Below are 19,457 nucleotides of genomic sequence, written 5' to 3' on the forward strand. Positions count from 1 at the left end.
GCTCGCCTTATTTCTTAAATCAACAGCCGACTTTAAGCCAATCTCGACTGTCTCCCTGTCCGACATGTTTCTTTGATCAAAATCTCATTGTTATGTAATTTTTATGAAATTTGAAAGACACTTCTGTGTTAAACTGGCGAAAATTTTTTACTGTCCTTTTTGAGCATGAAATTTCCTGGCCAACGTAAATCTAAGCACTACTTTCCTACTGACAATCGCGATCCATTGATCAATCAGATGAAGCAAGCACCGAAGCTCTACCGCCCTATCGTGGTCGGTGTCGGTCAAACCATCGTTGATATTGAAGCGCGCGTCGATGATGATTTCCTCGCTAAATACGAGCTGAGCAAAGGACACTCACTGGTACTCGAAGAGGACAAAGCCGATGCGCTATATCAAGAGCTGGTGGAACGCGAACTGATCACACACCAATACCCCGGTGATACCATCGGCAACACCCTACACAACTACTCCGTGCTTGCGGACAGCAAATCGGTGCTGCTGGGTGTAATGTCGAAGAACATTGAGGTTGGCTCCTTTGCCTATCGCTATTTGTGTCGCACGTCCTCTCGTATGAATCTCAATCATTTGCAAATGGTCGAGGGATCGATTGGCCGCTGCTATACCTTGATCTCTGAAAATGGCGAACGTACGTTTGCTATCAATGAAGGTCACATGAATCAGCTGCGTCCGGAAAGCATTCCTGAAGAGGTGTTTGATAAAGCCTCGGCACTGGTGGTCTCTTCTTATCTAATGCGCGGTAAGCCAGAAGATCCGATGCCAAAAGCGGTCGCACGTGCAATTGAAATCGCCAAGCAAAAACAGGTTCCTGTTGTGCTGACCTTGGGTACCAAGTGGGTGATTGAAGGCAACGCGGCGTGGTGGCAAGAGTACATCAAAGAGAACATTTCAGTGATCGCGATGAACGAGGAAGAAGGCGAAGCGCTTACCGGTGAGAAAGATCCTCTGCTCGCGGCTGATAAAGCGCTAGAATGGGTCGACCTCGTGCTGTGTACAGCGGGGCCTATTGGCCTTTACATGGCGGGCTACACCGATGAATCAGCAAAGCGTGATACGGAACTACCGCTATTGCCGGGCAACATCGCCGAGTTTAATAAGTATGAATTTAGCCGCGCGATGCGCAAACAAGACTGTCTGTCGCCTTTGAAAGTTTACTCGCATATTGGTCCGTACCTTGGTGGTCCACTCGAGATCAAAAACACCAACGGCGCAGGCGATGCGGCATTATCAGCCTTGCTCCATGACATGGCAGCCAACAGCCACCACAAGATGAACGTGCCCAACTCGTCTAAACATGACTTGCCGTTTTTGACTTACTCATCATTATCACAGATCTGTAAGTACGCGAACCGCGTAAGCTACGAGGTGCTCACGCAACACTCGCCGAGATTGGGTCGAGCATTACCAGAGCGTGAAGACAGTCTCGAAGAAGCCTATTGGGATCGATAATGTCGCGCTAAATACAATTTAAAGTTGCGATAAACCTGCTTTAAATACGTGATAAACGCGAGATACGTTTAAACGCGAATTACTTATGAACGCGGTAGTGACAAGCTATCGCGCATTTTATTGTTCGCCTTTAACTGGCACGGGGTAAAAGACCAAGGCTTCCCCTTCCACCATGACACAATCCATTCCGCCTGCGTGCGCGGCTTGACGGCCGAGATGCGTATCTTCAAACACCACACACTGAGACGGCGCTAGCTTAAGCTGCTCCGCCGCCAGTAAAAACGTATCCGGGTTCGGTTTGTGATGCTCAACATCACTGGCAGTGACAATCGCATCGAGTTTCCCGATGAGGTTCGCTTTTTCCAGCAAGCGCATCGCGCTCTGCCTTTGACTGCCTGTCCCTACCGCCAGTGGCTTTTTACCGTAGAAGTGGTCGAGAATCGCCATCGTGGCTTGTATCGGCTCTCCATGATCATTAAGGCTGCTAAATGTCGCCATCTTAAATTGCGCCACTTCGTTGGGATCTAACGTCAAGCCGTACTTGCTGTTCACTTCAGCGACGATTTTAAAACTCGGCATGCCACCTAAGCCGTGCAGCCATTCACGGGTAAAGGGAAACTGGAAATGCTCGGCCGTCTTTTCCCACGCCAACAAGTGTGCGGGCATGGTATCAATCAGGGTGCCATCCATGTCAAAAATGAGACCTTGATACGAATGTAATAATTCCTTCATATAAAATTCACAAAGCTAAATGGGTTAAGAAACTAGTTTTTTAGTAGTAGTCATGAGTATGATTGACAAACATCTCAGTACTGAACTAGCTTGAGAGTATGCACATTACTATAACAACAATAATGAGTTACACCTTTTTTAGGAAGCAATTATGAACATAAAGAGTAAGCTCTATTCTCTAGGGGCAGTCGCCATCGTCGGTATCGGCGTATTGTTGCTCTCCACCACCCAATTTGCCAAAGTGACCAATGAACTCAATCAAGCGAATCTACTCGTCGCTCAGCTTGAAGTCCGCTTGCTCAATTTGCGTCGTAACGAGAAAGATTTTCTGCTCAGAAAAGACGCCAAATATCTCACTTCGTTCAATGACAATATTGATAAGTTTTTAGCCAAAGAGGCAACACTATCGACTCTCTTAAAGGCTCATGAACTGCCGTCTTCTAAACAATTACGCACAGACATCCTCGCCTATCAAAAAGGCTTTGCTAGCTTGGTGTCCGCCTTTCAGGCCTATGGTCTCAATGATGAAGACCAACTGCTTGGTCGCTACAACCAAGCGTTAGACGCCATTCGCCCATCACTCGACAGTGACCAATTGGTTCAGCTCGCCGATTTTAATGAGAAAGTGCTAGAAGGTGAGTTCGACTCTTCCTTGCTACCGCCGAATGCCTCATCACTGCTCAATGCGGCGCAAGCGCTGGTCGTTCAACACAAAAAGGTCGGCCTAAAATACAATGAGGGGCTACTGGGGCAGACACGCGGCCTGTCTCACACGGTCGAGGACCAATTTAAAAGCTTCTCTTCAGCGCTCAGTGAAAACTCGGCGCAAACCCAATCTCGCCTAGCGACCCTCAAGTTAAGTGTTACCGTGATCGTCTCTTTAGTTATCATTGGCTTTATCTGGCAAATCGCTCGCTCTATCAACACCCAAGTATCCACCTTGCTCTCTCTGATTCAGGAGATCGCGCGGACTAATAATGTCGCACTGCGTGCCAATCTCAAAGGTAAAGATGAGTTGGTCGCCATCAGTCAATACTTCAACCGTCTCCTCGATAAACTTGAAGGGCTGATTTCAGGAACTCAAGAGAAATCGGCGCATCTATCATCCACGACCGGTAACATGCATCAAGAACTGGAAAATGTCATTGTTCAGTTTAATGTCCAAGCGGATCACACCTCCACGATGGCCACATCGGTTCAAGAGATGGTGTCGACCATCAATGAGATTTCAGAAAGTACCTCAGTGGCGGTGGAGGGCGTTCATCAAGCGTCGATCAATGCACATAAAGGTCGTGAGGTGGTGGAATCCACGGTGCGTAATATTGATCAGCTGTCGAGCATTCTAGGCGAGAGCCAGACCTCTATCCAATCGCTCAACCATCACGTCGACAAGATTGGTGATGCGGTCAACATCATTCAAGGTATTGCTGAACAGACCAACCTACTTGCGCTCAACGCGGCGATAGAGGCTGCACGTGCCGGTGAGCAAGGACGTGGATTTGCCGTGGTGGCCGATGAAGTGCGCGCATTGGCAAGCCGAACGCATCAATCGACCGAAGACATCACCAAAGTGGTGAGCGCGATTCAGTCACAAATGTCCGAAGTGGTCACCAATATCGATAAGTGTAACGAGCAAGGCGCTGAGACCTTGAAAGCATCGGAAACATTGGATGCGAGTTTGGAGCAAATCATCTCCGATATGGACAACATCCAAGCCAACTCTGAGCGCATCGCCTCGGCGATTGAAGAACAAGGGATTGTGATGAATCAAGTCAGTGAATCCATCACCGAGCTCAACTCGATTTCAGAGGGCAATATGGAATCAGCCAAACTCTGTTTGCTCGAAGTCGATAATGTCTCAGCTCAAGCGATTGAGATGGACAAAGCGGTGGCGGAGTTCAAAACCAAGTAACGTACCTATTAGAGCTATGAGGTAAAAAGGCGCGCTCAACGATTGGGCGCGCCTTTTTATTTCGCTCTATTGAGTGACGTTGGCATTTTGCTTACTTCTGAGTTCATCAATGACATAGCTTGGGGCGACTTGACTTAACTCATCCATACATGGCTCGGATTTATCATGATCGTAACGGATATAAATATCACAAAGAGCATATAACTGTTCTGGAGCACCTGATATAAGGTAAGCAGTCTCAAAAGACTGAGTCGATTTTTCAATATCCAACGACTCTTGTAACACACCGTTTAGATACCAGTAGTAACTATTATCTTTCGCAAGGTTTGCGGCGATGTCCATTTCTTTCGCTGCCTGCTTTCTCTCATCTGTGCGAACCAAGGCTAACGACTTCGAATAATACAACGCGGCGGCTTCGGGATTCAGTTCCAGTGCCTGATCCAAGATCACGATAGCCTTATCATTCAGTTGCTGTGCACGATAGTTGTCTGCATAAGCGAGCCAAAGCTCTGTCGAGTATTGATCATTCTCTACCAAATTCACATAGATAGGCTCAGCGAGATTCCATCGCTCTGTCCAACGGTACACGTTTGCCAGCAACAATAAAGACTCTGGATCATTTTGTTCAGCGAGACTTGTCTCAAGCTCTTTGAGCGATTCAGACAGTTGCTCTCTCTGCGGTTGACTTAACGCATTGAAGTCTTGAACCAGGTTCGCACTCGCTCGTACGCGAACTATCTGCTCGGCATCGGTAAGCAAAGGAGAAACCATGCGCCAGCGATGCTCAATCGGGTATACCTGAGAGCCGACAATCGCACCATGACGAATCACAGCGCTCTCATCTTTTAAGCCACGAGCAACGGCAACGAGTGCGTTCTCACTCGGGTAACTCGCAAGCGCCATCAATGCCATTGCTCTTTCTTCATTGTCCAAACGCGTGTCTTGAGCATTGTAGGCCAATTGAACCGGATTGATAGCTTGGGTTTCCACCTGTGGCATGAGTGGGCTCGGTGCCACTGGATTCGTTTGATTAGGCGCAGCAACCACAGTGGAAACGCTCAGCGCAGCAACAAGCAATGCGATAGTTGAAAATGGACGAGTCATAATATTACCCCTTATTCAATTCATTGCGTTGTTGCATCATTTCGCGAACAACGGAGTCACTATACTTACCATGAGCGACAGGATGACGTGTTGCACGCAAGATGTACGCGATACTGCGATCGACATGTGAGAAGAACTTTTTCCAACCTGCACACAAATAATTCAAGCCAGGTTCACCTTGTGCGGTTCGAATAAAGCGATTTTTGGGACATTCACCGTAGCAAGCAAACTGGTAATCACATTGCTGGCACTGTGTCGTCAACGTACGCGATTTAGCGAAACCAAATTTTTGTTGTTCGGCGCTGTAAGCAACATCATCGAGTTTTTGATGATGTATATTACCAATTTTATACTCTGGATAGACATAATGGTCGCAGGTGTAAAGATCGCCGTTAGGCTCCATTGCGAGGCCTTTACCACACAACTCACCCAGTGTACACAGTGGGTTTTTACGCCCCATCCAAGTTTCAATACTCGCTTCAAAATATTGCACGAACACTTTGCCAATGTCGTGCTTCACCCACTCGTCGAATACCGCAATCAAAAAGTTACCCCATGCCATATCCGACACACACCAAGGCTCCATCACCGAATCTTTGTGACCCGGGATCAGGCGTTTATCGCCCTGCTTGGGTTGTTCTCCTGCGGGCCAAGTTTGCGGCGCCGTAGTGCGGAACGTCTTTTGTTCCACAATCGGAATGAACTGGATTTGCGGTGAGCGCACTTCATCACGTAGGAAGCGGTAGACCTCAAGCGGGTTTTGGCTGGTGAGATTATTCACGCAGGTCAAGGTGGCAAAATTCACCTTGTGTTTGTGCAGCAGGTCAACCGCCGCCATTACTTGCTTAAACGTACCACGGCCCGCTCGGTTGGTGCGGTACGCATTGTGTAGCATCTCTGGGCCATCAATACTTAGGCCAATCAGGAAGTTGTTTTTGGCAAGGAACGCACACCACTCGTCGTTTAACAAGGTACCGTTGGTTTGCAAATCGTTAGAAATAACAATGCCATCTGGCTTGTATTTATTTTGTAGCTCAACGATTTTTTCAAAGTAGTCAAGTCCGAGCATCGTCGGCTCACCACCCTGCCAAGAAAAGATGATTTCAGGGGTATTTTGTCCTTCAATGTAAGTTTTGATGTAGTGCTCTAGTGTCTCATCAGACATTCGCGGCGAGCAGCCTTTTTTATACTCAAGCAAGTCCTGTTTGCTGAGGTAGTAACAGTATTGGCAATCGATATTACACGCTGCACCGATGGGTTTCGCCATCACATGCATGCGCTTCGACGCCTTACCTTGAAACTGAGGACCTTGAGTAATTTGCATACATCACCTTTCATCTTTTTGTGTACCGTTAGTGTACTGCGGGTATTCCTTGAGTTCATGTTATAGGGGTTATAACCAAAGCTTATGGTGTAAAGTGCTATTATCAATACACTCACATTACCAGAGAACAGATGATGAAAACGAGTCTATCCCTTCTTTCTATACCTCTATTTGTGTTTACTCTTGCCGGTTGTGCAAGTAAACCTGCACATCCACTCGCTGAACAAATAAATCAAGATATGGTCTGGGTTGAAGGCGGTGAGTTTGTCATGGGGAGTGACTCAGAAACAACAACCAAAGCAGAGCGCCCCGCAAGAAGCGTGAAGGTCGATGGTTTTTACTTATCTAAATTTGAGGTAACTCAAGATCTATTTGAGTCTGTGATGGGCTCATCATTAAGTTTTTTCAAAGACCCTCAGGTACCAGTAAACAACTTAAGTTGGCAGCAAGCCACGTACTTTGTGGAGCAGCTCAACGAAATGACGGGAGAGAACTATCGCTTACCGACCGAGGCTGAATGGGAGTTTGCCGCTCAAGGCGGTATCCACAGTCAAGGTTATACCTACGCCGGTTCTAATAATATTGATGATGTGGCTTGGTACGATGCAAACTCGAACAACCGTGCCCATCCAGTAGGTCTAAAGCAACCGAACGAGCTTGGCTTATACGATATGACAGGTAATGTCGGTGAATTTGTTATTGATGCCTTCGACGATACCTTTTATCGATTTGGTCCAACCGATAACCCTAACAACGCTCAACACAGTGACCTCGGTCTTGCACATAAATCCGTCCGGGGTGGCAGTTTCGCCTACAGCGCAAACGAGTCAGAAAACTTCCGCCGCGACTTCGCTAGTCAAACCATCATTATGTCTGACATGGGTTTGAGATTGGCGAAAGATTAACCCTACGATAAAAGGAATGGTATGAAAACAGTATGGCTTGGTGCCGCCAGTGCACTTTTGATTTCTGCACCGTTTACGGTATTGGCCGAAGAGGCTAAGCCAAAATTGGTGTTACAAGTCACCGTTGATGGTTTACGTGGTGACCTCTTAGAGCGCTACAAACAGAACTTTGGTGAGGGTGGCTTCCGCTATCTGATGGATCAAGGTACACATTATACCAACGCCCATTACCAACATGGCAACACGGAGACGATTGTGGGGCACGTGTCACTCGCGACCGGTGCACCGCCTTCTGTTCACGGTATGGTAGGTAATGTTTGGTATGATCGACAATTAGAACGACTGGTGTACAACGTCGAAGACGCGAACTACTCCATGCTCTCTGCTGGTGCTGGCGTCGATAAATCCACTGAAATAGATCCCACACAGAAAACTGCGCTGCAGGACGGTCGATCTCCCGCGCCTATCCTCGCGAGCTCGTTCAGTGATGAACTGACTGTAGCATCAAACGGGCAAGCAAAAGTTTTTTCTGTCTCGATTAAAGACCGTGGTGCGATTTCTTTAGCAGGTCACACCGGGAAAGCATTTTGGTTCTCTAAATCGCAGTCTGAATTTGTCACCAGTGACTACTACTACGATCAATACCCAAACTGGGTGTCACGCTGGAACGAAAAACAGATCCCGAACCAGTATAGTGGTCAACGCTGGGAGCTCAGCCTAGAGCGCGATCAATACACACTGGATGAAATCAGCCAAGAGAACAAACTCGATTTGGCAGGGTTCGCTCGCACCTTCCCTCACCCATACGGGCCGTCAAGCTTTAAATATTTCTCCACCATGCTAACAGTGAGTCCAGCAGGTGATGAAATTACGGGCGATTTTGCCCAAACCCTGCTGCGTCAAGAGCACCTTGGACAAAGTAGCTTTACCGATTATCTCGCGGTGAGTTTTTCTTCGAACGACTACGTAGTCCACCTGTACGGACCTGACAGCCTAGAAACCGAAGACAACTTGATTCGTTTAGATCGCACTCTGGCAAAACTATTTAAAACCGTCGATGACCACATTGGTCTGGAGAACACACTGATTATCCTTTCAGCTGACCACGGTGTGCCTGAAGTGTCACCAAACGCTAGCCAACTCGGTTTTCGTCAAGCAAGCTACTTTGATGTTAACAACATCATCAATGACAACGTGTTAGCAAGATTAAAGAACGAGTTCGGTTTAGGTAAAGAAGCCGTACGCCTTTACGCGCAACCATACATCTATCTTGATCACGACGTGATTGCGAAGAAGAAAATCGCACTGGCGGATGTCCAAACCGCTATTGCTGAAGAAGTTCGCAAAGTGGAAGGCGTTGCTTATGCGGTCACATCAAGCGACGTAGCAGCGAACCGCCTACCCAATACGCGTGTCTTTGATATGGTGAAAAACAACTACCACCCAGATCGCTCTGGTGATGTGTACTTGGTGTTCGCACCGCGTACTTACATCAACGACATGGATGGCCTCACCATCGCATCAACCCACGGTTCACCTTGGCGTTACGACACTCACGTTCCGGTGATCTTTGCTGGCCATCAGGTACCAGCTCAAGTCATCAACCGCGACGTGACGCCTTACGACATCGCACCAACGCTATCTAACTACTTAGGCATCACCCTACCGAGCGGCGCCACTGGGCATGTGCTAACGGAAGTGAAGAAGTAACCGTTCAAGAACTCTAAGGAAAAGGGCTTGCATTGAAGCCCTTTTAAATTTGGCATAAAGCACTAATACCCTAACGCCTTCACCGCCTGTTTCAACTGCGATCTTAGCCATTCGTGTCCGCTTTCTTGAGTGCGGCTCGGGTGCCAGATCATACTGAGTTTCTGCTCAGCGTTACTAAAAGGTAATGGGATCGCCTTCAACTGATATTGCTCAGTAAAGCTTTTTAACGCACGACACGGCCAGATACCAATGTACTCACCGCCACTGATAACAGGCAGCATTTCAAAAGCGCCTGACGCGCGGTACGCCACCTTGCGCTTTGCCAGTTCGGTAATATGCTCACCGAGCAAACTAGTGCGGCTTTGCCAGCGCGAGACCACCACGTGCTCCTCTTCCAAGAATCCTTCGATCGAAATGGTATCGCCAATGCGCGGGTGATCCTTCGCACAAACCACGATCATCTCTTCACTGTATAGCTGCTCATACTTGAGTTTCGTGCGGTCTCTAGGCTCAATATCAATAATCAAATCATAGCGTTGCAGACGCAAATCACTTTCGTAGTCTTCAGTAAAGAGAGGGTGAATCTCAAGTGCGATATTGGGTGCATGCTGTCTGATCTGCTTGAGCAGCAAGGGCAACAACTGGTAACTCGGGACAGAAACAGAGGCTATCGAAAAGGTGCGATTGGTGACTTTCGGGTCAAATTCGCGCGACGCTGAGAGCGTCGAGGTGTAGTTTTTTAGCGCGGCCGACATCGCAGGATAGATATCAATGGCAAAACTGGTAGGCTCTACCCCACTGGTACTGCGATGGAACAGGGGCTCGTCGTAAATATCTCGCAAGCGCGCCAACGCTTTGCTCACCGCAGGTTGGCTGATATCCAAGCGTGTGGCCGCACGAGATAAATTCTGTTCTTCGAAGATCGCAACAAAAATGGGGATAAGATTAAGTTCTGTGGTTTTCATATCGATACAGGCTGGGCAGGAAAGGCGTTATTGTAACGAAAATACCACTCGGTATCGAAATGAAAACACACAAAATGCTGTCTATATGGCGAAAATCACCCACACAAAGCGTGTTTCCATCAAGAATCACGCTTGTTCTTAGCAAGATCAGGGAGTGCTTTAGGCAAGGCGACGCGATTGAATCTCGCACTAAAACGGCCTGTGCTTTGACGGATAAGGCGCCATAACGCTTGATAGACATTGACCGCGTCGCTCCCCGCTTGCAAAGCGCTGCTTTGCATCTGCCACTCGTCGTCCTGTTTCGCGTCAGAAAGCGGCTGACTAGAAAGCAGTGTGCGTCGGCCCGTTCGTGCGCGGTGTTCGCGATAAATCAATGCTCTAGCGGCGCCCCACTCTTTTGCTTTCAGCGTACGTCTAAACACGAGCCAAGTGGGTGTTGGGGGCGTGCGATAGTAACGCAGCGTTAGCAGAGCAAACACAGTAACGCTCAACAAGACAACAAGCAGCGCAATCAACCAAGGCGCGTAGGCTTTAAGCCAAGAGCTGAGCGTATGTTTAATCACAAAACTCTGCCCCTCAATCGTCATATGCTCAAGTTGCTTCGTCTCACTGTTCCACCACTGGAATTCGATATCGGGCAAGGTTAAGGTTCCACCTCGCTGCAAGACATACACTACCTCTTCTTTACGCTCTGAACGATAGTTACCTCGCTGCTGTGTATCGTCGAGGGCACTGGGTTGTGAGTAGGCTTGGTAAAAATCCGATCGCGACCCATCGAGAAGTTCGGGCAGCAAAACGGAGAGGCTATCATTGGCCGTGATACTTACCGTTCTCGTGATGCTATCCCCGACATGAAGCGTTTCATTGGAGCGTTGCCACTGTTGGGAAACCTCAACCGCACTAGCGCTAAACCAGCTCTTTTGCGTGTCTCTCAGACCAGAAGGCAATATAACCTGAAAAGGTAACGGTGGCGTTTGCAGCGTCCCGGACAACGGCTTGCCATCTTCCGCCGACACAGTGATAGCCAAAGCCAACGGTGGTACGACATAATCTCCCGACACTTGAGGATAGAGCGTGATCTCCCAACGTTGGTGTGACCAGGTTTCGCCATTACGACGCTCCGTGTAGTTGGTGGCTCTCGGGTTACGCTGCATCGCAATCACATTTGCCAACTCCACGTTTTGAATATTCGTCCCTGCCGTAAACCAACGCGGCGTACTGACATCAATTGTCATGACAATCTGTTCGTTGACTGTAAACTGTGGCGTTGCGCTTGGCGCTTGTTCGTCACCTAGCCAAGCGCGGATTTCGACTTGTGCGCTGCGCTGTTTACCGCCAAACGTCTGGGCATGCACGCTTGTCGACATTAAAGCGGCGAAACAGGCACACGTTAGCCAAACCATGATGGATTTCATTGAGACTCTCCCTGCGCCGATTGCTGCTGAAGATAAAATTTCGTGCGTAAGAAACGTTTGGGATCCGCTTCCACTCGTTTTAGCCACTTATCCGCGAGCTCATCACTGCCTAAAATCTCGCGGGCGTTTAAGCTCTCTTTGTTGAGCAGCTCTTCAACGGTATTCTCTTCGGCGCCATCGGCGGTTTGAGGGTTATCAGACAACTCATACGAGTCTTCCAACCCATCCGACACACTGGTCTGGCTCTCGCTTAAGCGGTTGATCTCCTCAACGATCCCAGCCAACACATCGCGGTTATTGAGCACGTCTTTTCTTAGCGCTTCGGGCAGATTCTCGTCATCAAGCAAACTATTGAGCAAGTTGCGCGCGGCTAAATATTCCCGCTGACGCGCCAAGGCACTGGCGGCGTTATACAAACCGAGATAGTGCGATTCATCACGCTGATCATTTTGCATCGAAAGAAACGCCGTGTGGGCGAGCTTGTACTCAGCGGCGTAGTAATAGGCGACGCCTTTATGCAACGGGCTTTGATAATGTTTGGCTGCACGTAAATAGTCGCCGCGGTTAAACCAGCGCTGGCCTTGCTGATCTGGGGTTAACCAGAGATCCCACCACCACTGCGCCGCCTCATCAAGCATCGTCGGTACTTCAACGTTTACGGGTGATTCGGCATGCGTCGAAACAGTTTGCGCCAGCACTGGCGATGGCAAGCCTACCGAGCCAAGCAATGTTAGGGCCAAACACCACTGGACCAGCCAGCCTTTTCTAAACCACAACAACATCAGCAACATCACCGGAATCAAAAGCCAATACCCCATATCTTGCCAAGGCATCGCCGAATCGCCGTTCATTTGCATATTACGCTCAACGTAACGGTTGATCCGCTCGACGTCGCTCTCATCAATGCTCATTTCAACCACTCTTCCACCGACAGCATCCGCCAACTGATTGAGTGACTGAAGGTCGAGTGGGGATTTCGCCTGACTGGTGCTCGCCACTTGCTCATTGCCCGCCGCCAGAATGACGAGCTGGTAAGGACGCTCAGCAAAAAAGCGTTGATAGGCATCAATAGCACTCGGCGTGACGCCATCACTCACCAATAACACTGTTGAGCCCGGTTGCTGATTGAGCTGATCGTCGATAAGCGCCAACGCGGTATCGGCGTTCTTGCCCGATTCGGGCATGATGCTTGGTTCGATCGCGGCTAAAAATGGCGCAAACACCGCGACGTCTTGCGTCAGGGGCATTGCAGTGTGACCACTACCCGCAAAGACCAGCAGTCCCGTGCTGCCACCACTTCGAAGGGCTAACAAGTCACGAATTTTATGTTTTGCACGTTCTAGTCGACTTGGCGCGACATCGGTTTCCAGCATGGTGTCACTGCTATCGAGCACCACCAGCATCGCTGCACGATCTTCGCCAAACGGCGACGCCTCGCGCTGCCATGAAGGGCCTGCGCACACCACAATCGCCAAAGTGACGATCATCACCAACAGTTTGAGGGGTAGCTGCTTGCGCCACCCTGTATCACCAATGGTTAACGCCTTTCTAAGGTGCGCTGGTAAGACTTCCTGCCAACTCGGTTGACTCTCTTCACGCCAACGCAGCCAAAGCAAAAGCAACATTGGAACCAATGCCAACAACCAGAAAGGACGAATAAAATGAAACTGGGTAAAAAACTGTACCCACAGCTGGCTATCGAACACCTTGACCTCCTGACTGTGAGCGGCGCGCTCGATGAATGCGCTTGCTTGTCGCCAGCGCAAACGCGAGTAAATAGATCACCACAACCACGGCGATGAGCTGATGATGAATGCTCTGTTTCGGCCGATAGGTCAGGCTTTCAAACAGTTCGGGTTCGATGTCTGAAATGATCTGATAGGCATCACTAAGCGCCGCCCTGTCAAGCGCTTCAAACGCACGTCCACCGGATTCACTGGCGATCCGTTCGATCACCTCCATATCCAGCGCAGTTTCACCCACCGTTTGCGGATCGCCCATCGCAATAGCGTGGATACGAACCCCTTTTGCTTTGGCGACTTTTGCCGCATCGATGGGTTCAACAAAGCTGCCCGTGTCGTTCCCGTCGGTGAGGACGATCGCCACTTTTTCGCGTGCGCGAGCCTCGTCTGCTGTTTGCGTGCTACTGTCACTTTGTTCAAACACTTTGATCGCCAAACCCATCGCATCGCCAAGGTGGGTGCTCTGCCCTGCCATCGCCACATCGGTTTGCGACAAGAGTTCAAGCCACACGTCATGGTCAACGGTAAACGGTGTTTGCACAAACGCTGCGTCACCAAACAGAATCAAGCCTAGTCGATCCCCTTGGCGCGATTGCGCGAACTCTTCCAGAACTTCTTTTGCGGCATCAAGACGGGAGACTTTTTGACCTGAGGCACTGGTAAAGTCGGTTTCAGCCATCGACCCGGATAAATCGACCACCACCATCACATCACGGCCGATACTTTCTCTTACTTGTGGTTCGCCCAATACTGTCGGTTTAGCGAGTGCCATCACCACCAACACCCATGAGAGCAGCAACGTCGCACGCTGCCACCAAGTCGGTTTAAGCTGGCTTGCCCCTTGACTTGGCGCCTCGCCCATCGATTCAACCAAAAGGGTAAAAAACGGCACTTTGGTCGCCATCTGCTTGGTGCGATAAGCCGGTGCCCACCAATAGATCAACAGTGGCAGCGGCAACACCACAAACCAAGCGGGATAAGAGAACTCAAAGCCACTAATGGATAAAAGACCTTGCCAACTATTCATCGTGCGCGCTCCTGATGACGACTCAGCCACTGTTTCGATTGCGCAATCAGCGCTTGTTTGTCGTGATCGCCAAGTGGCGCAGCGGGATTAACTAAATGATTCATCCAACGCTCAGCAAGCGAGGCGTCAAACGGCGAATCCAAGCAAATGGCATTGAGCTTATCCGTAAAGGGGGCGCCAAATAACGGACTGTTGCGGCTATCTAGATAGACCAGCACCACTTTAATGATGTGAAAGAGCTGCGCAGCAAACTGGGGGTCGTTCAGTTCAAGCCTTGCAATGGCGTTCAGCGCTTCTTGGCGGTAGCGATTGCGCCACCAAAAGCGCGCATAGCGGTAGCCGCCATACAGCGCAGCGAGCAGGATAAACAGCGCGACGAGTTTCCAACCCAAGGTTTGTGGCCACCAGCTGATGCTCGCGGGCACAGCGACGTCGTGCAAATCACGCAAAATGTAGGTGCTTGGTGGCGTATGTGTCATACTCATCCTCGCCCTCCTACACGGCGCTGAAACTGCGCAATGTGTTCACCGTCGGTGGCCAATTCAATGTACGGCAAGGTCTTCGACGCCATCAAACGACTGAGCGATTGACGTTGATTCTTCATCCTTTGCTCCAACTCTACATTGGCTTGAGATAGCTTATTGCGACTATCGAGATTCAACTGGTATTCGCCATCGCCAACCACCCAATTCATTGTGGCCAATCGGGACGGCAGTGATTGCTCTAAGGGATCACTGACCATCACCGCCAGCACATCATTGTGTTGTTGGAGCTGCTTAAGACGATCAACATCATGATCTTGGCAGTCGTGCCAGTCACTGATCATGATAATAGTGGTCTGTTTTAAGCGCATGCGTTGCAGTTGCTCCATCCAATGGGAAAAGCTCACGGACGCAGTATCGGTACTGTCCACATTGAGCGCTTGGTTGGCCTTAACCAGGTGTTTGAGCTGACCAAGCAGTTGATTTTGGCTGCGCTGAGATTTGCTGTGCACAATAGACTGGCTAGAGGCGAGGGAAAAACCGACCCGATCGCCATCTTTAAGGACGCGCCAAGCACACAAGGCAGCCACTTCCGCGGCCACCACAGATTTCATCACCTGCACAGAAGAGAAATACATCGAACTGCGTTGGTCAACGCAGATCATCACGTTACGATCTTTCTCTTCGGTATAGCTTCGTACATGAGGCTTACCGGTGCGCAGGGTCACTTTCCAATCCAAGTTGCGAATGTCATCGCCTAACTGATAATGGCGCAGCTCTTCAAAGTTGAGCCCACGGCCACGAAACAGTGACGTATTGCGCCCCGCCAATACGCTGGCCGATTTTAAATGCGGCAGCAGCGTGAAGGATTGTGCTTGAGCTTGCAGGCGTACTAACGTGGCGTAATCACTGTAGAGCCTTGGGTCGAGCCCTTGTGATTTCGGTGCTAATGTCGGCTTAGCCATCACTGCCCCTTACTCATCCAATCGCTACACAATCAAGCAGTTCATTGACCACGCGTTGATGATCAACACCATCGGCCAACGCATCATAAGTCAAGGTAAAGCGGTGACCGAGCACCGCAGGTGCAACGCTTCGCACATCGTCTGGCGTGACGTGGTCACGTCCTGCGAGCCAAGCGCTTGCGCGCGCGCACTTATCAAGCGCAATTGACGCACGTGGGCTCGCGCCCACCTCGATCCACTGAGCGAGGTTTGTTTCTCCGTAGCGCTCGGGTTTACGCGTTGCCATCACCAGTGCCACGATATAATTTTCTACCATCTCGCCGACGGTAATGGATGGCAGTTGTTTGCGCGCGTCCAACACATGCTTGACTTCAATTGTATTTAAATCTGGGGTCGCACGATTGGCCGCACCCAACTCCTCGCTGCGTACAAGGCGGATAATGTCTCGCTCCGCTTCGTCTTCTGGATAGTCGACCGTCACTTTCATGATAAAGCGGTCCATTTGCGCTTCTGGTAAGGGGTAGGTCCCCTCTTGCTCGACGGGGTTTTGCGTCGCGAGCACCATAAATAGCTCAGGTAAGGTGTGCGTTTTATCGCCGACCGTGATCGTGCCCTCGGCCATTGCCTCAAGGAGCGCCGCCTGCACTTTTGCCGGCGCGCGGTTCACTTCATCAGCCAAAACAATCGAATTGAAAATCGGACCCGGTTGGAAGTGGAGTTGGTGATGGCCATCGATTTCTTGATACACCTCAGTGCCCGTCACATCGGAAGGCAACAAGTCTGGCGTAAATTGGATGCGGCCAAAGCGTGTATTAAGAAGGTTCGCCAGCGATTTGACCGAGCGTGTTTTCGCCGTACCCGGTAAGCCTTCTAACAAGATGTGACCATTGGTCAATAAACCAATCACCAATGCGCGTACGACGTGGCTTTGCCCGATAACACTCTTCTCTGTTTGTTCAATCAGGGCGGCAATGGCCTGCTGTGCTTGATTCATTTTGTGCTCCACTCTATTTAACCGCAATGTTGCTGCTACTCGCTCGTCTCCAATGAGACCGTATGGCATCTGCCCTATCCTAGCGATTTACCCTATAACTATTGGTTATACCTGTCATACTTCGCCCCTTACTAAGGCGTTAATCCAAGCCGCGCGCGCAGTTGCCCCACCACCTCTGGGGGGACCACTTGCGCCAATGTGCCCAGACACGCCTTGAGGGCTTCGTCTACCTCAGCGCTGTGTCGGTTGCGCGCTAACACTTCACACTGGGCATAAAGATGTTGAGGGTTTCCGCCCACTTGATACGCTTGATTGAGCGCCTGACTGGCCGCCATTACATCACTGCCCTCAAGGGCAAGACCGTACACATACCAATATTGGGCATTGGTTTGCGCGCCTTTGGCTGCCATGGCCAGATAATCATTGGCCTTTGCTCGATCGCCGCTGCGAAGCAAGGATAACCCTAGGCTGTAAGGGATGATCGAGGAGTTCGGCTGCGCAGTAAGACCACTCAGCAGCACCTCACGTGCTTTACTCTCGTCGCCTTGAGTGCGGTAAAGATCGGCTAAGTTGATGTAACTGTTCTCAAAATAGGGCTCAATTTGGATGGCTTGCTGATACAAACGTTCGGCCTGCCCACTGTCGCCCATCTGACGGTGCACATTGCCAAGATTAACACGACCAAAGCCGCGATCGGCGTTAAAGCGTTGAATCTCGATATACTCCTCAAGCGCCGGTTTCAATTGCGCTTTTTGTTCCGCACTCATCGACAAATAGCCACTGACTAACGCGGCGGCGGTTTCGGTTCGCACGGCAAGGACTCGATCACTAAGCAGCGGTGAGAGTATTTTCCACTGATCAGCAAACTCGTACCCCGATGCCCCTTCAATGGCGCCAAGGCGAATCATCTCATTGTCGTGTTTGACTGCTCGCGCGAGCGAAATCAACGTATTTTGACTCTGATTTCCCGCCATACGCTCTAGTGCAGAGGCGCGAATAATTGGCGCCAACGAGGCATCTTGCGCGCTGTAAGCAAGTGCATCGGCGCTGCCTTGATGCCCAATCTCATCGGCGTAAAAAGCCACGGCAAAATGTTGCTGATTTCGATAAGGAGAGTCTGGGAACCATGCAGCGACTTGCTCGTCCGCCCACTGCGCACTTTGATCTGTGTGACAAGCAGTGCACACATTGGGTGTACCAATATGTTTGGCGATATCCGCACGTGGCACATGCCAACTATGATCGCGCCGTGGATCGACCTGCATGTACGTCGTCTCGGGCATGTGGCACGTCGTGCATTTCGACGCCTCACTGCCTGCAGCATGGAAGGTGTGCTTCTCTGGGGTATACTCAGAAGCTAGGTGGCATTGTGCACAAACGGCCTCTTCCGCCACTTTCAATGTCGCACTGTGTGGCTCATGACAATTACTGCACGTTACACCTTTTCTCGCCATCTCCGACTGCAAGAACGACCCGTATACATAATCTTCATCGTAAATTTGGCCATCATGGTGATAAAGCTCTGGTGTGATCAAGCTTAAGCGGTATTTGTCAAAAAATGAGCCATTCACATGATCGCCCGTCTCATTTAACTGGGTTCGGCGACTGTGGCACTGGGCACAAGTTTGCACTTGCGCTGTCGGTACGATTGCGTCTGGCTGTAAGGTCGAATGCCCTTCTTGATAAACCCAATTAGCGACTGATTGGCCTAAATCACGATCAAAGCCAAGGTGGGCACTGTGCTTTGACCATTCGCTGCGCGGCTGATTGGCATACTGCTTTGCTTGCTCAACGTGTACACTTCCCGGGCCGTGGCACGCTTCACAGCCGACATTGATCTCAGACCAAGTCGTGTTGTATTGATTGCTCTCGGCGTCATAATTTTTCTTGAGGTTAGTAGAGTGACAATCAGCGCACATAAAGTTCCAGTTTTGGCCACTATTGGTCCAATAGAACTCATCGGTAGGCGTCGTATCTGGGTAAAGATGAAACCAGCGCTGTCCACCATCTGATTTAGGTCTTGAATCCCATGCATAGGGAATCAGTTGTACTCGGCCATCATCAAAGGCAACCATGTACTGCTGCAGAGGGTCAAAACCGAAAGTATAAAGAATCTGATGATCTTGCATTTCACCGTTTGGTCCTTCCAAGGTGACCCAATATTCTTCGTCTTTTTTGTAGAACCGAGACTTTTTCCCATTGTGCGTCATGCTCGCATCTTGGAAATCACCGAGCACTGAATCGGATTTAGCATGGCGCATCGCCATATCATGGTGAGAACCCTGCCATGCAGTATAAGGCTCTTGGTGACAATCGATACAAGCCTCAGAGCCAACGTACTGGAACTCTGCGTTGGAGGGAAATGAGAGAGCGCCAGTCATCATGAGTCCCAAATGGGTCAAACATTGTAAAAAACATCTCAGTTTGTTGCTTACTGATATCCCTATGGACATAGTTTCTCCAACCTCAAATAAATCTATTTAAATCATACGCGTTAAGGTTATTCGACTTCACTTCATCACCGAAATAATTGAACCTGCTCTCACATCTCGCCATTAACTTTACAGAACGAAAGGTCAATTAATCATTTAATGCCGTTAAATCAGCAACTTAAAAAGTGCGCATAACCTTAGGTTATATTAACTATAAAGAGACTTTCACAAATTTGGCTACTATTGTATGGCGATAAGAGCAAAGTCTTTGTTCTACA

The 19,457-nt window shown here is 49.7% G+C and carries 15 protein-coding genes; 4 read left to right on the plus strand and 11 right to left on the minus strand.

What is annotated here, in order from left to right:
- Positions 1-165 precede the first annotated feature (165 nt).
- Positions 166-1,470: an inosine/guanosine kinase gene (locus AC6R1A_RS10995; RefSeq protein ID WP_500631267.1), complete on the plus strand. Its 1,305-nt coding sequence runs from the start codon at positions 166-168 to the stop codon at positions 1,468-1,470.
- A 117-nt stretch (positions 1,471-1,587) separates the two neighbouring features.
- Here the strand turns inward: AC6R1A_RS10995 and AC6R1A_RS11000 are convergent, their stop codons facing one another.
- Entirely contained in the window at positions 1,588-2,202 is a 615-nt protein-coding gene (locus AC6R1A_RS11000) for a beta-phosphoglucomutase family hydrolase (RefSeq protein ID WP_500631266.1), read from the minus strand.
- A gap of 151 nt (positions 2,203-2,353) precedes the next feature.
- Here AC6R1A_RS11000 and AC6R1A_RS11005 point away from each other — a divergent pair, with 151 nt between their 5' ends.
- On the plus strand, positions 2,354-4,114 hold the full coding sequence (locus AC6R1A_RS11005) for a methyl-accepting chemotaxis protein (protein WP_500631265.1): 1,761 nt from the start codon (positions 2,354-2,356) through the stop codon (positions 4,112-4,114).
- 66 nt (positions 4,115-4,180) lie between these two features.
- On the opposite strand, the gene AC6R1A_RS11010 is transcribed toward AC6R1A_RS11005, so the two are convergent.
- Together AC6R1A_RS11010 and AC6R1A_RS11015 are read right to left on the minus strand one after the other, a co-directional pair.
- Positions 4,181-5,218 carry a tetratricopeptide repeat protein gene (locus tag AC6R1A_RS11010; protein WP_500631264.1) on the minus strand — a complete coding sequence of 346 codons (1,038 nt, stop codon included), beginning with the start codon at positions 5,216-5,218 and terminating at the stop codon, positions 4,181-4,183.
- Positions 5,219-5,222: 4 nt separating this feature from the next.
- Positions 5,223-6,542 carry an anaerobic sulfatase maturase gene (locus tag AC6R1A_RS11015; RefSeq protein ID WP_500631263.1) on the minus strand — a complete coding sequence of 440 codons (1,320 nt, stop codon included), beginning with the start codon at positions 6,540-6,542 and terminating at the stop codon, positions 5,223-5,225.
- A 131-nt stretch (positions 6,543-6,673) separates the two neighbouring features.
- Between AC6R1A_RS11015 and AC6R1A_RS11020 the strand changes: the two genes are divergently transcribed.
- Both AC6R1A_RS11020 and AC6R1A_RS11025 read left to right on the plus strand, forming a co-directional pair.
- A complete protein-coding gene (locus AC6R1A_RS11020; RefSeq protein WP_500631262.1) occupies positions 6,674-7,447 on the plus strand; it encodes a formylglycine-generating enzyme family protein in 774 nt (257 codons plus the stop codon).
- Positions 7,448-7,468: 21 nt separating this feature from the next.
- Positions 7,469-9,157 (plus strand): alkaline phosphatase family protein, encoded by a 1,689-nt coding sequence (locus AC6R1A_RS11025; RefSeq protein WP_500631261.1) that lies wholly within the window; start codon positions 7,469-7,471, stop codon positions 9,155-9,157.
- A 62-nt stretch (positions 9,158-9,219) separates the two neighbouring features.
- Here AC6R1A_RS11025 and AC6R1A_RS11030 read toward each other — a convergent pair whose 3' ends face one another.
- From AC6R1A_RS11030 to AC6R1A_RS11065, 8 genes are all read right to left on the minus strand, one after another.
- Positions 9,220-10,122, minus strand: a complete 903-nt coding sequence (locus AC6R1A_RS11030; RefSeq protein ID WP_500631260.1) for a LysR family transcriptional regulator — start codon at positions 10,120-10,122, stop codon at positions 9,220-9,222.
- A gap of 119 nt (positions 10,123-10,241) precedes the next feature.
- Positions 10,242-11,537, minus strand: coding sequence for a BatD family protein (locus AC6R1A_RS11035; RefSeq protein WP_500633136.1), 1,296 nt, complete (start codon positions 11,535-11,537; stop codon positions 10,242-10,244).
- Positions 11,534-13,243, minus strand: a complete 1,710-nt coding sequence (locus tag AC6R1A_RS11040; RefSeq protein ID WP_500631258.1) for a VWA domain-containing protein — start codon at positions 13,241-13,243, stop codon at positions 11,534-11,536. Before AC6R1A_RS11040 ends, AC6R1A_RS11035 begins: the two co-directional genes overlap by 4 nt.
- Positions 13,233-14,306, minus strand: a complete 1,074-nt coding sequence (locus AC6R1A_RS11045) for a vWA domain-containing protein (RefSeq protein WP_500633135.1) — start codon at positions 14,304-14,306, stop codon at positions 13,233-13,235. Before AC6R1A_RS11045 ends, AC6R1A_RS11040 begins: the two co-directional genes overlap by 11 nt.
- Positions 14,303-14,791 (minus strand): DUF4381 domain-containing protein, encoded by a 489-nt coding sequence (locus AC6R1A_RS11050; protein WP_500631256.1) that lies wholly within the window; start codon positions 14,789-14,791, stop codon positions 14,303-14,305. Before AC6R1A_RS11050 ends, AC6R1A_RS11045 begins: the two co-directional genes overlap by 4 nt.
- A complete protein-coding gene (locus AC6R1A_RS11055) occupies positions 14,788-15,753 on the minus strand; it encodes a DUF58 domain-containing protein (RefSeq protein ID WP_500631255.1) in 966 nt (321 codons plus the stop codon). The genes AC6R1A_RS11050 and AC6R1A_RS11055 overlap by 4 nt, the downstream gene beginning before the upstream one ends.
- A gap of 13 nt (positions 15,754-15,766) precedes the next feature.
- Positions 15,767-16,747, minus strand: a complete 981-nt coding sequence (locus tag AC6R1A_RS11060; RefSeq protein WP_500631254.1) for an AAA family ATPase — start codon at positions 16,745-16,747, stop codon at positions 15,767-15,769.
- Positions 16,748-16,878: 131 nt separating this feature from the next.
- Positions 16,879-19,131 carry a multiheme c-type cytochrome gene (locus tag AC6R1A_RS11065; RefSeq protein WP_500633134.1) on the minus strand — a complete coding sequence of 751 codons (2,253 nt, stop codon included), beginning with the start codon at positions 19,129-19,131 and terminating at the stop codon, positions 16,879-16,881.
- Positions 19,132-19,457: the final 326 nt, after the last annotated feature.

It is taken from the genome of Vibrio sp. R10-SG3-ISO3 (genome assembly GCF_059834225.1).

Coding starts and splice junctions, on each gene's coding strand:
- AC6R1A_RS10995 (WP_500631267.1), top strand. CDS start 166: ATGAAATTTCCTGGCCAACGTAAATCTAAGCACTACTTTCCTACTGAC.
- AC6R1A_RS11000 (WP_500631266.1), bottom strand. CDS start 2,202: ATGAAGGAATTATTACATTCGTATCAAGGTCTCATTTTTGACATGGAT.
- AC6R1A_RS11005 (WP_500631265.1), top strand. CDS start 2,354: ATGAACATAAAGAGTAAGCTCTATTCTCTAGGGGCAGTCGCCATCGTC.
- AC6R1A_RS11010 (WP_500631264.1), bottom strand. CDS start 5,218: ATGACTCGTCCATTTTCAACTATCGCATTGCTTGTTGCTGCGCTGAGC.
- AC6R1A_RS11015 (WP_500631263.1), bottom strand. CDS start 6,542: ATGCAAATTACTCAAGGTCCTCAGTTTCAAGGTAAGGCGTCGAAGCGC.
- AC6R1A_RS11020 (WP_500631262.1), top strand. CDS start 6,674: ATGATGAAAACGAGTCTATCCCTTCTTTCTATACCTCTATTTGTGTTT.
- AC6R1A_RS11025 (WP_500631261.1), top strand. CDS start 7,469: ATGAAAACAGTATGGCTTGGTGCCGCCAGTGCACTTTTGATTTCTGCA.
- AC6R1A_RS11030 (WP_500631260.1), bottom strand. CDS start 10,122: ATGAAAACCACAGAACTTAATCTTATCCCCATTTTTGTTGCGATCTTC.
- AC6R1A_RS11035 (WP_500633136.1), bottom strand. CDS start 11,537: ATGAAATCCATCATGGTTTGGCTAACGTGTGCCTGTTTCGCCGCTTTA.
- AC6R1A_RS11045 (WP_500633135.1), bottom strand. CDS start 14,306: ATGAATAGTTGGCAAGGTCTTTTATCCATTAGTGGCTTTGAGTTCTCT.
- AC6R1A_RS11050 (WP_500631256.1), bottom strand. CDS start 14,791: ATGAGTATGACACATACGCCACCAAGCACCTACATTTTGCGTGATTTG.
- AC6R1A_RS11055 (WP_500631255.1), bottom strand. CDS start 15,753: ATGGCTAAGCCGACATTAGCACCGAAATCACAAGGGCTCGACCCAAGG.
- AC6R1A_RS11060 (WP_500631254.1), bottom strand. CDS start 16,747: ATGAATCAAGCACAGCAGGCCATTGCCGCCCTGATTGAACAAACAGAG.
- AC6R1A_RS11065 (WP_500633134.1), bottom strand. CDS start 19,131: ATGATGACTGGCGCTCTCTCATTTCCCTCCAACGCAGAGTTCCAGTAC.